Source organism: Kitasatospora sp. NPDC023120 (assembly GCF_055560835.1).
Genome location: NZ_JBVHHY010000006.1, coordinates 260,369 through 272,034 on the forward strand (window position 1 = coordinate 260,369; position 11,666 = coordinate 272,034).

Below are 11,666 nucleotides of genomic sequence, written 5' to 3' on the forward strand. Positions count from 1 at the left end.
GCCCACTCCGACCAGTCATCGAAGGAAGCACGAGAGTGCCGTCGATTCCGGCGGTCCTCATGAGATCACAGGGAGCCCGAATCATGGGTTCGGTTCGCGTAGCAATCGTGGGCGTCGGCAACTGCGCCGCGTCGCTGGTGCAGGGTGTCGAGTACTACAAGGACGCCGACCCGGCGGGCAAGGTCCCCGGGCTGATGCACGTCCAGTTCGGTGACTACCACGTCCGTGACGTGGAGTTCGTCGCCGCCTTCGACGTCGACGCCAAGAAGGTCGGCTTCGACCTGGCCGACGCCATCGGCAACAGCGAGAACAACACCATCAAGATCTGCGACGTGCCGCCGACCGGCGTCACCGTGCAGCGCGGCCACACCCTCGACGGCCTGGGCAAGTACTACCTCGAGACCATCGAGGAGTCCGACGAGGCCCCGGTCGACGTCGTCCAGGTCCTCAAGGACAAGCAGGTCGACGTCCTGGTCTGCTACCTGCCGGTGGGTTCCGAGGCCGCCGCCAAGTTCTACGCCCAGTGCGCCATCGACGCCAAGGTCGCCTTCGTGAACGCCCTGCCGGTGTTCATCGCGGGCACCAAGGAGTGGGCGGACAAGTTCACCGAGGCCGGCGTGCCGATCGTCGGTGACGACATCAAGTCCCAGGTCGGCGCCACCATCACGCACCGCGTGATGGCCAAGCTGTTCGAGGACCGCGGTGTCATCCTCGAGCGCACCATGCAGCTGAACGTCGGCGGCAACATGGACTTCAAGAACATGCTCGAGCGCGAGCGCCTGGAGTCCAAGAAGATCTCCAAGACCCAGGCCGTCACCTCGCAGATCCGCGACCGCGAGCTGGGCGCCAAGAACGTCCACATCGGCCCCTCGGACTACGTGGCCTGGCTGGACGACCGCAAGTGGGCGTACGTCCGCCTCGAGGGCCGCGCGTTCGGCGACGTCCCGCTGAACCTGGAGTACAAGCTCGAGGTCTGGGACTCCCCGAACTCCGCCGGTGTCATCATCGACGCCGTGCGCGCCGCGAAGATAGCCAAGGACCGCGGCATCGGCGGCCCGATCCTGTCGGCGTCCTCGTACTTCATGAAGTCCCCGCCGGTCCAGTACTTCGACGACGAGGCCAAGGAGAACGTCGAGAAGTTCATCCGCGGCGAGGTCGAGCGCTGAGCTCCGAGCGCTGAGCATTCGTAGCTCGTAGCCCTCCGGAAGGGCCCACGATCACCGGATCGTGGGCCCTTCGCCTTTTCCCGGCCCCTTGTTTCACGTGAAACGTCAGCCGGTTCCATGGCACTCTGGGCGGGTGGCGATCACCGAGAACGGCAGCATCCACCAGTCCGCGCACCGCGCCACGCTCCTCGCCCTGCTCAGGGGCCGCGACTTCCGGCGGCTCCTGACCGCCCGGGTGCTCTCCCAGCTCTCGGACGGCGTCTTCCAGGTCTCGGTCGCCGCGTACGTGGTCTTCTCCCCCGAGAAGCAGTCCTCCCCCGCCGACATCGCCTCGGTGCTGGCCGGGATGCTGCTGCCGTTCTCGGTGATCGGCCCGTTCGCCGGGGTGCTGCTGGACCGCTGGCGCCGCCGCCAGGTGCTGTACTTCGGCAACCTGGCCCGTTTCGGGCTGGGCCTGGTCACCGGCGCGCTGCTGCTGGCCAGGGCACCGGGCTGGCTGTTCATCGCCTCCGCCCTGCTGGTCACCGCGCTCAACCGGTTCATCCTGGCCGGCCTCTCCGCCGCCCTGCCCCGGGTGGTGGAGCAGGACCGGCTGGTCACCGCCAACGCCCTCTCCCCCACCCTCGGAACGGTCGCCGCCGCCACTGGCGGGGGCATCGGCTTCCTGCTGCACCAGGTGATGGCGCCCGGGCCGAAGGCGGACGCCGCCCTGGTCACGGTCGCCGCGGTGCTCTACCTGTCGGCCGCGCTGGCCGCCCGCCGGATGGACCGCGACCTGCTCGGGCCGGAGCAGCACGAGGACCGCCCGCCGCTCCGCCAGGCGCTGCTCCGGACCGCCGTCGAACTCGGCGCCGCGGTGCGCCACCTGGTGCGGGACTGCCGGCCCGCCGTGCACGCGCTGGCCGCCGTCACCGCGGCCCGGTTCTGCTACGGCGTGCTGATCGTCGTCGTGGTGATGCTCGCCCGCTACACCTTCAACGACCCGGCCGACAGCGCCGCGGGCCTGGTCACCCTCGGCCAGGCGGTCGGCTTCTCGGCCGCCGGGTTCTTCGTCGCCGCGGTGATCAGCCCCTGGTGCACCCGCCGGCTCGGCCTGGCCGGCTGGATGACGGCCTGCCTGGTCGCCCCGGTGGTCTTCGTCCCGGCGCTCGGCCTGAGCTTCACGCTGGTGCCCTGCCTGATCGCCGCCCTGCTGCTCGGGGTGGTCACCCAGGGCACCAAGATCTGCGCCGACACCGTGGTGCAGGAGACGGTCGAGGACGAGTACCGCGGTCGCGTCTTCGCCATCTACGACGTGCTGTTCAACGTCGCCTTCGTGGTCGCCGCCGTGGTCACCGCGCTGGTGCTGCCGCTGTCCGGCCGCTCGGTCGCGGTGGTCGTCGGCGTCGCCGTGGTGTACGCCGGCACGGCTGTCCTGTACCTGCGGGCCGCCCGCCGCCGCCCACTTCCCTGACCAGCTCTCCACAAATCCCCCGGGACTCGGGACAAATTGCGTCCGACCGAGTCGCTAAGGTGTCAGACCTGTCGGAGCGACAGCACTCTGTCTCGGGGGACGAACTGATGAGCACACCACCCAACCCCTACGGGCCGCCGCAGCCGGCTCCGGTGGGACCGCCCGCCGCGCCGTACGGCGCGCCCGTCCCCCCGCCCGCCGCGCCCTACGGAGCGCCGCCGCCCTACGGAGCGCCGCCGGCCTACGGACCGCCGCCGTCGTACGGTCAGCCCCCGCACGGGCAGCCCCCGTACGGGCAGCAGCCGTACGGGCAGGCGCCGTCGCCGTACGGGCAGCAGCCGCCCGGCGGGGCGTACGGCTACCCGCAGCCCGGCGCTCCGGCACCGGTCGCCCCCGCGAAGAAGAAGCTCGGCTTCAAGTCCAAGCTGAAGGCCGTCGGCCTGGTCTGCGGTGGCATCGCGCTGGTGGTCGGGTACTTCGTCGCCGGTCCGAGCGTCAGCAGCGCCAAGCCCGGCGACTGTGTGCAGGTGAGCGGCTCCCGCGACGTCGACATCGTCAAGTGCACTGATTCCAAGGCGAATTACCGCGTACTGTCGAAGTTCGAAGGAACCACCGACGTCAACCGCTGCAAGCAGACGCCGCAGACCACCAGCGCCGTCTCGGGCAAGAGCGGCCGCCGCTGGAACAAGAAGCGGTACGTGCTCTGCCTCGGTCCGATGACGCCCGCCACCACCGGCCTCCCGCCGGTGAAGAAGTCCTGAACCCTTCCGCCACTCCGTCTCCGGGGGACCACTTGTCCGTTCCGCCTCCGCCCCAGATGCCGTACGGTCCGCCGCCGGGCGACGGCAACCCCTACTCCTCCGGCGGAGGCTACGGCGCACCGCCACCGCCGCCCGGACAGCCCGGGTACGGCTACCCGAGCGCCCCGCCGCCGCCCGAGCAGCCGTACGGCTACCAGCAGCCGGCGCCGGGCTACGGCTACGGGTACCCGCCGCCGGGCCCGACGGACGGGGTGACCTGCCGGTTCTGCGGCGGCTACCCGGCGGTGAACGCCACCGTCCGCGGCCACCAGGGCCTGCTCGTGGCGTACCGGATGCTGCGGATGTCCGGCCCGTTCTGCCGCACCTGCGGGACGGCGACCGTGCGCGACATGTCCGCCCGGACGCTGGTCCAGGGCTGGTGGAGCCTGGTGTCGTGGCTGCTGACCCCGATCACCCTGCTGCTGAACCTCGGCCCGCACAACAAGTTCAAGCAGCTGCAGCCGCCCGTCCCGGGCAGCCACGGCCCGCAGCTCGACCCGGGCGTCCCGCTGACCCGGCGCCCGCACATCGCGATGCTGGCGGTGCCCGCCTCGCTCGCGGTCACCATAGCCCTGGCCGCGACCGGGGTCCTCGGCCCGGCGAAGAACGACACCCCGTCCAGCCCGATCACCGCGGCACCGTCGCCGTCCTCCACCGTCACCTTCGCGCCCTCCCCGCCGCCGGCCTTCCCCTCGCCGACCTTCACGATCCCGGCGGTGCCGAGCATCACCCTCCCCCCGGTCACCACCCCGAGCGCCCCGGCCGACGACACGGACGCCGTGGACGCCGCCAAGGCCGGCGACTGCCTGCACAACGAGAACGGTCCGGCCGGCGAGACCACCGACACCCATCCGAAGGTCTCGGTGCTGGCCTGCACCGACCCCAAGGCGCAGTACAAGGTGATCTACAAGTACGTCGCCACCTCCGACGAGAAGGTCTGCGAGAAGCAGCCGAAGGCGGACAGCTGGTACACCCGCACCTACACCAACTTCCCGGCGCTGAACTACGTGCTCTGCCTCAAGAAGATCAAGTAGCCCGCCGCACGCGCGAGGGGTGGCCCCGGCCGAGTGCCGGGACCACCCCTCGCGTCGTGTCGGAAGCCGCAGCCGTCGTGTCAGCCCTGCTGCTCGGTCCACCAGGCCCGCAGCGCCGCGACCGCCTCCTCGTGCTCCATCGGGCCGTGCTCCAGCCGGAGTTCGAGCATGTGCTTGTACGCCTTGCCGACCTGCGGACCGGGCTTGAGGCCGAGCAGCTCCATGATCTCGTTGCCGTCCAGCGCCGGGCGGATGGCGTCCAGCTGCTCCTGCGCCTTCAGCTCGGAGATCCGCGCCTCCAGGCCGTCGTAGGTGCGCGAGAGGGCGGCCGCCTTCTTCTTGTTGCGGGTGGTGCAGTCGGAGCGGGTCAGCTTGTGCAGGCGCTCCAGCAGCGGCCCGGCGTCGGTGATGTAGCGGCGCACCGCGGAGTCGGTCCACTCGCCGCCGCCGTAGCCGTGGAAGCGCAGGTGCAGCTCGACCAGGCGCGAGACGTCCTCGGTGAGCTCCTTGGAGTACTTGAGCTCGCGCATCCGCTTGCGGGTCATCTTGGCGCCGACCACCTCGTGGTGGTGGAAGGAGACCCGGCCGTCCGACTCGAAGCGGCGGGTGCGCGGCTTGCCGATGTCGTGCAGCAGCGCGGCCAGCCGCAGGGTCAGGTCGGGGCCGTCCTGCTCCAGGTCGACGGCCTGCTCCAGGACGGTCAGCGAGTGCTCGTAGACGTCCTTGTGCCGGTGGTGCTCGTCGCGCTCCAGCCGCAGCGCGGGCAGCTCGGGCAGCACGTGCCCGGCCAGGCCGGTGTCGACCAGCAGCCGCAGGCCCTTCACCGGGTGCTTGGCCAGCAGCAGCTTGTTGAGCTCGGCCTGGACCCGCTCCGCCGAGACGATGGTGATCCGCTCGGCCATCGCCGTCATCGCGGCGACCACCTCGGGCGCCGGGTCGAAGTCGAGCTGGGCGGCGAAGCGGGCGGCCCGCATCATCCGCAGCGGGTCGTCGGAGAAGGACTCCTCGGGGGTGGCGGGGGTGCGCAGCACCCGGGCCTCCAGGTCCTCCAGGCCGTGGTGCGGGTCGACGAAGCCGCGGCCGGGCAGGTCGACGGCCATCGCGTTGACCGTGAAGTCCCGGCGGACCAGGTCCTCCTCGATCGTCTCGCCGTAGGTCACCTCGGGCTTGCGGGAGGTACGGTCGTACGCCTCGGAGCGGTAGGTGGTGATCTCGATCAGGAAGGAGCCCTCGGGGGTGTCCTTGCGGGCGCCGACGGTGCCGAAGGCGATGCCGACGTCCCAGACCGCGTCCGCCCAGCCCTTGACCAGCTTGAGCACCTGCTGCGGGCGGGCGTCGGTGGTGAAGTCCAGGTCGTTGCCGAGCCGGCCGAGCAGCGCGTCCCGGACCGAGCCGCCGACCAGCGCCAGCCGGTGACCGGCCGCCTGGAAGCGGCGGGCGATCTCGTCGGCGACCGGCGACACCCGCAGCAGCTCTTGCAGGCCCATGGTCTGGGCCTCGCTCAGGCCTGGTACGACCAGGGCGGCGGTGCTGGGACGGTCGGTGCGCGTGGTGGGCTCATTGGCAGTGGACACGGCTCACAAGGGTACGTGCCCCGGCAGGTCAACCGCCCGCGCGTTTTGGGCGTCTCATCCCACAGCCCGCAACACTGCACCGCTGACTGCATCGTTACCATGCCGGTGGACGAGTCTCGGGCACCGGACAGGGGATGCGGTGTCGCGTGCCGCCACGGCCTGCGCCGCCCACGCCTGGGGCGGTCCCGCGGCGGCAGTGCGGTGACGGCGTCGGGCGAAGAGTTCCAAGCGTTTCAGAATTCCAAGAGTTCCAAGAGTTCCAAGAGTTTCACCGAAGACCGTCGGGCGGACCGCGCCGGGCGGGACGGACAGCATCAGCAGCGAGCGAGCGAGAACGGCGAGGGCGAAGCGAGTGAGTGAGCCGGCACGGCACTCGGGCCTGGGGGCGCACCGACAGCCTGGACGGGCCGAACGCCCCGCCGAGGGACGTCATCCGGTCCGCCGGGCGGGCATGCGCCTCGCCGCCGCCTGCGCGGCCGCCCTGACCCTCTTCTCGGCCGCCCCGGCCGGTGCGCTGCCGTCCGGCGGCAACACCCGGCAGGGCGGCGACTTCAGCTCGACCGAGTACCCGGTGGTCCTGAGCATCGAGTCGCTGGCCCCGCAGGTGGCCGTCCCCAACGGCACCGTGACGATCACCGGGCACGTCACCAACGCCGGCAAGTCCGCCCTCAAGGGCGCCCACGCGGCCGTCCGCAAGCCGTGGTCCGGCAGGCCGCTGGACCGGCGCAGCGACCTGGTCAACGTGGACGGGCGCACCACGCCGATCGACCGGGACGGCATCGAGCTGGACAGCCCGCAGTACGCCCTGCCGGAGCTGAACCCGGGCCAGACCCTGCCGTACACCCTGAGCGTCGCGGTGAACGACCTCGGGCTGTCCTCGACCGGCGTGTACGAGCTCGCGGTGGACGCCTGGGGCTCCACGGCCGACAACTCGCACGACCGGGCCCTGGGCATCGCCCGGAGCTTCCTGCCGTACAACCCGGGCGGCGCCGAGGCGCAGCCGACCAAGGTCGCCACGATCTGGCCGCTGGTGCACGCGCCGGTGCTGACCGCGCAGACCGTCGCCGACAACGACCAGTCCATCCCGGTGCTGCGCGACGACAGCCTGGCCACCGAGTTCGCCCCGGGCGGCCGGCTGTACGAGCTGGTCGACACCGGCGCCAAGCTGCCCGGGCTGACCTGGGTGGTCGACCCGGACCTGCTGGACGCCGCGTTCGCGATGACCAGGCCCTACCGCGTGCAGAACCCGGGCACCGAGGCCGCGGGCAAGCCGGCCAGGGACGACAACACCGTCCTGCGGGGCGGCTCGGCCGCCGCCACCGCCTGGCTGGACAAGCTGCGGGCCGCCGCCGCCAAGCCGGACAGCCAGGTGGTCGCGCTGCCGTACGCCGACCCGGACATCGCCTCGATCGCCCACAACGGCGCCGACCTGTCCGGGATGCCGACGGCGCTGAACAAGGCGGCCACGGCCGGTCGGCTGACCGTCGAGGGCCGGCTCTCGGTGGACACCCGCTCCGACGTCGCCTGGCCGTACCAGGGCTACGTCGACCAGCAGATCGCCGCCCTCGCCCAGCAGGCGGGCAGCGGCCTGGTGCTGGCCAACGGGGCGAGCATGCCGGAGCCGGACGCGCTGAACTACACCCCGAACGCGGTGCGCCCGATCGGCAACGGGCAGAACGCCGTGGTCGCCGACGAGACGGTCTCCGGGCTCTTCCAGAAGGAACTGAGCACCGCGAAGGAGCAGACCGACGCGACCCAGCGCTTCCTCGCCGAGACCTTCGCGATCACCCACGAGCAGCCGCAGAACCAGCGCGGCCTGCTGATCATGCCGCCGCGCGACCTGAGCATCACCACCGCCAAGGTGCTGGCGAGCGCCCTGCAGGCGGCGTCCGGCAAGTGGATCGCCCCGGTGAAGCTGGACGCGGTGGCCCAGTCCTCACCCGATCCGAAGGCCAACACCGGCGTCCCGGCGGCCACCGACTACCCCACCCAGGCCCGCGCCTCGGAGCTGTCGGCGAGCGACCTGGACAGCACCGACCGCATCCAGTACGACCTGGACACGCTGATGCGGGTGCTCACCCTGCCCCAGCGGGTGCGCGGCCCGTTCAACGCCGCCATGGTCCGCTCGCTGTCCACCGAGTGGCGCAGCCACATGTCGGCCGGCAACGACTACCGCAAGGGCGTCACGGGGTACCTGAAGGAGCTGACCGGCGCCGTCCAGGTGCCACCGAAGAAGGTGGTCACCCTGGCCGGTGACACCGGTCTGCTCCAGGTCAGCGTCCGCAACGACCTGACCCAGACGGTCACCAACCTGAAGCTGGTGCTCACCTCGGCGCAGCCGAACAGGCTGAACGTGAGCAAGGAGGAGGAGCTGGTCCTCCCCGCCTCGCAGAGCGCCACCCTCCGCTTCCAGGCCGAGGCCCACAACAACGGGCCGGTCTCCATGACCGCCCAGCTGTGGACCACCGGCCCCAACCCGCGCCCCTACGGCGAGGCCCGGGCGTTCACGGTCGAGGTCACCTCGGTGACCAACGGCGTGCTGTACGTCTTCGCGGGCGCCGGCCTGCTACTGCTGCTGGCCGCGCTGCGCTTCATGCGCCAGCGCAAGCGGCGCGGCGGGCAGCCGCACGAGGACGGCGACCAGCCGGTCGGGGACGACCCGGCGACGGACGGGGCCACGACGGCGGAGCCCGCGGGCGAGGCGGACCGGACGGACGGCCCGGACGGGGCTGCCGGGACCGGGGCGGCGGACGATGCCGCTGGTGACGGTCCTGCGCAGACACCGCGCGGCAGCAGCCCGGATGGCCGGGATCGGGCCTCCAGTGATGAGAAGGTTGGTCCTTGATACCGCCGACCCCCCGCTTCCCCGGGCCGGCCTCCCCCACGACAGCGAAGAGGTGACATGACCGGGCGCAGCGAGGAGCGGCCCCCGGGCCGCGGTGAGAGCCGGCCGGGTGCCGAGTCGCCGTCCGGCGACTGGTACGTGGCCGACACCTACGCCCAGGACCCGTACGCGGACGACGCCTACGGGACCGCGCAGGACGGCCAGGACCCGTACGGTCTGCAGGCCGGTCGGCCGACCGCGCCGCAGCAGCCGGCCGCCGCGTACGACGTGCCGCCGCAGCTGCCGCCGCAGGCCGGCGGCTACCCGACGCCGGTGCCGCCGGCCCCCTACCCGGCGGCGGACCGGTTCTCGGCCCCCGTACCGCCGGTACAGCCCGGCTGGGACACCCCCGCGCAGGCCGACTGGCAGCAGGAGCCCACCCCGGCCCCGGCTCCGGCCGGCGGCCAGTGGGGCGGTGCCGGGCAGCCGCAGCAGCAGTGGGAGCCCGGCCCGGCGCACTCCGCCTGGGACACCGAGACCACCGAGTACGTCGGGGTGGACGCGCTCTTCGGCGGCCACCGGCCGCAGGCCGCGGCCCAGCCGCCGGTGCCGCAGCCCGCCCCGGCTCCGCAGACGGCCCCGCAGGCGGGTCGGCCGACAGCCCCGCCGGCCGGCCCCGCGCCGTACCCGCCGGCGGGCGGCCACCCGGGCCATCCGCAGCACGGACCGGACGGGCAGCGCCCCTTCGTGCCGCCGATCGAGTTCGACCCGCCGCTCTCCGAGGAGGAGGCCACCATGCAGGTGGCCGCCGTCGCGGTGCCCCCGGCGGTCGAGCCGCTGGCGGACCTCGCCGAGGAGCAGGCCGCGCAGCCGGAGACCGCGCCCGCCCCGGCGGCCGGCGGCGGCAAGGTCGCCGGCCTGCTGAACTCCAGCGCGATCATGGCGGCCGGCACGCTGGTCTCCCGCGGCACCGGCTTCGTCCGGACCATGGTGATCACCGCCGCCATCGGCGTCGGCGTCATGGGTGACTCGTACAACGCGGCGAACACCCTGCCGACCCTGCTGTACATCCTGATCGGCGGCGGCGCGCTGAACGCGGTCTTCGTGCCGCAGCTGGTGCGCAGCATGAAGAACGACGAGGACGGCGGCACCGCGTACGCCAACCGGCTGCTCACCCTGGTGATGGTCGGCCTCGGCGGCGTGGTGTTCCTGGCGGTGCTCGGGGCACCCGTCCTGGTCCAGCTGATCGCCCATCCGATGATGGCGAACCCGGAGCGCGCCGAGACCACGGTCGCGATGGCCCGCTACTGCCTGCCCACCATCTTCTTCATGGGCATCCACGTGGTGATGGGCCAGATCCTCAACGCCCGCGGCCGGTTCGGCGCCATGATGTGGACCCCGGTCCTGAACAACATCGTGGTGATCTTCACCTTCTCCGCCTACATCTGGGTCTACGGCGGGTTCGGCTCCACCCACGTCACCCCGGAGTCCATCTCGCCCGAGGGCGTCCGGCTGCTCGGCATCGGCACCCTGGTCGGCCTGGTCGTCCAGTCGCTGGCGATGATCCCGTACCTGCGGGCGGCGGAGTTCCGCTTCCGGCCGCGCTTCGACTGGCGCGGCCACGGCCTGGGCAAGGCCGCCCGACTGGCCAAGTGGACGTTCTTCTTCGTGCTCGCCAACCAGGCCGGCTACCTGGTGATCACCCAGCTGTCCACCAAGGCCGGCGACGCGGCCTCGGCGGCCGGGCACGGCGGTGTCGGTCTGGCCGCGTTCTCCAACGCCCTGCTGATCTGGCAGCTCCCGCAGGCCGTGATCACCGTCTCGATGATGAGCGCGGTGCTCCCCCGGCTCTCCCGGGCGGCCGCCGACGAGGACGCCGGAGCCGTCCGCGACGACATCTCCTACGGTCTGCGCACCACGGCGGTGGCGGTCGTCCCGGCCGCGTTCCTGTTCCTGTCGCTCGGCCCGGTGATCGGCCGCTCGATCTACGCGGTCGGCGGCAACGAGACCGTCCTGAACGATGCCACCAACGTCGGCCTGATGCTCTCCGCCTTCGCCCTGGGCCTGATCCCGTACTCGGCCCAGTACGTGATGCTGCGCGGCTTCTACGCCTACGAGGACACCCGGACGCCGTTCTCCAACACCGTCTGGGTCGCGGTCTGCCAGGCCGGCTTCTCCCTGCTGTGCTGGCTGCTGCTGCCCGCCCAGTGGACCGTGGTCGGCATCGCCTTCGGCTACGGCTTCGCCTACGCCATCGGGGTGATGGTGGCCGTGCCGAAGCTGAAGAAGAAGATCGGCGGGCTGGACACCAAGCGGATCGGCAGGACGTACAGCCGACTGGCCGCCGCCTGCGTCCCGGCCGCACTGGTCGGCCTCGGCGCCAGCCTGGCGGTCCAGCAGGTGCTCGGCGGCTGGCCGGGCAGCGTCGCCTCCCTCGTCGTGGCCGGCGGCCTGCAGCTGGGCGTCTTCGTGCTGATCGCGAAGCGCCTGCGGATCGAGGAGCTGAACGCCATGCTGGGCATGGTCCGCGGTCGACTGGGTCGCTGACCGTACTCGACGGCCGGACGAGCGGGCGCCCTGACCGGGCGTCAACCGGAGCGCACGGCTCCTCCGCTCGTCCGGCCGAGTGCTGCTCCGCCACCCGCCCCGGGCCCGCCCGGCGACGAGATGGCGACGCGGTGTCCGATCTGCACCACATCTCTCCACCACCAGGCAACCGAGCGGACCCCTCAGCGGTCGTACCCGGTGGAGAAGAGTGGGCACAATTGTCCTGGAGCACAGGGCCGCCAACCCGCGGGCTCCAGCGACTCTCTCA

7 protein-coding genes are annotated in these 11,666 nt (G+C 72.0%); 6 read left to right on the forward strand and 1 reads right to left on the reverse strand.

Features of this window, described 5'->3' with window-relative positions:
• Positions 1 to 83: 83 nt before the first annotated feature.
• The 4 genes from ACZ3TI_RS11660 (at position 84) to ACZ3TI_RS11675 (ending at position 4,453) form a co-directional block, all read left to right on the forward strand.
• Positions 84 to 1,166 carry an inositol-3-phosphate synthase gene (locus ACZ3TI_RS11660; RefSeq protein ID WP_263104417.1) on the forward strand — a complete coding sequence of 361 codons (1,083 nt, stop codon included), beginning with the start codon at positions 84 to 86 and terminating at the stop codon, positions 1,164 to 1,166.
• A 133-nt stretch (positions 1,167 to 1,299) separates the two neighbouring features.
• Positions 1,300 to 2,619: an MFS transporter gene (locus tag ACZ3TI_RS11665; RefSeq protein WP_465725922.1), complete on the forward strand. Its 1,320-nt coding sequence runs from the start codon at positions 1,300 to 1,302 to the stop codon at positions 2,617 to 2,619.
• Between the two features lie 107 nt (positions 2,620 to 2,726).
• Positions 2,727 to 3,380, forward strand: a complete 654-nt coding sequence (locus ACZ3TI_RS11670; RefSeq protein WP_465725924.1) for an LppU/SCO3897 family protein — start codon at positions 2,727 to 2,729, stop codon at positions 3,378 to 3,380.
• Between the two features lie 32 nt (positions 3,381 to 3,412).
• Positions 3,413 to 4,453, forward strand: a complete 1,041-nt coding sequence (locus ACZ3TI_RS11675) for an LppU/SCO3897 family protein (RefSeq protein ID WP_465725925.1) — start codon at positions 3,413 to 3,415, stop codon at positions 4,451 to 4,453.
• Positions 4,454 to 4,533: 80 nt separating this feature from the next.
• Here ACZ3TI_RS11675 and ACZ3TI_RS11680 read toward each other — a convergent pair whose 3' ends face one another.
• On the reverse strand, positions 4,534 to 5,940 hold the full coding sequence (locus ACZ3TI_RS11680; RefSeq protein WP_465726056.1) for a CCA tRNA nucleotidyltransferase: 1,407 nt from the start codon (positions 5,938 to 5,940) through the stop codon (positions 4,534 to 4,536).
• 538 nt (positions 5,941 to 6,478) lie between these two features.
• Between ACZ3TI_RS11680 and ACZ3TI_RS11685 the strand changes: the two genes are divergently transcribed.
• Together ACZ3TI_RS11685 and murJ are read left to right on the forward strand one after the other, a co-directional pair.
• Positions 6,479 to 8,872, forward strand: a complete 2,394-nt coding sequence (locus tag ACZ3TI_RS11685; RefSeq protein ID WP_465725927.1) for a DUF6049 family protein — start codon at positions 6,479 to 6,481, stop codon at positions 8,870 to 8,872.
• 57 nt (positions 8,873 to 8,929) lie between these two features.
• Positions 8,930 to 11,398 (forward strand): murein biosynthesis integral membrane protein MurJ, encoded by a 2,469-nt coding sequence (gene murJ / locus ACZ3TI_RS11690; protein ID WP_465725929.1) that lies wholly within the window; start codon positions 8,930 to 8,932, stop codon positions 11,396 to 11,398.
• The last annotated feature ends 268 nt before the right edge of the window (positions 11,399 to 11,666 follow it).

Coding starts and splice junctions, on each gene's coding strand:
- ACZ3TI_RS11660 (WP_263104417.1), top strand. CDS start 84: ATGGGTTCGGTTCGCGTAGCAATCGTGGGCGTCGGCAACTGCGCCGCG.
- ACZ3TI_RS11670 (WP_465725924.1), top strand. CDS start 2,727: ATGAGCACACCACCCAACCCCTACGGGCCGCCGCAGCCGGCTCCGGTG.
- ACZ3TI_RS11680 (WP_465726056.1), bottom strand. CDS start 5,940: ATGGGCCTGCAAGAGCTGCTGCGGGTGTCGCCGGTCGCCGACGAGATC.
- ACZ3TI_RS11685 (WP_465725927.1), top strand. CDS start 6,479: ATGCGCCTCGCCGCCGCCTGCGCGGCCGCCCTGACCCTCTTCTCGGCC.
- murJ (WP_465725929.1), top strand. CDS start 8,930: ATGACCGGGCGCAGCGAGGAGCGGCCCCCGGGCCGCGGTGAGAGCCGG.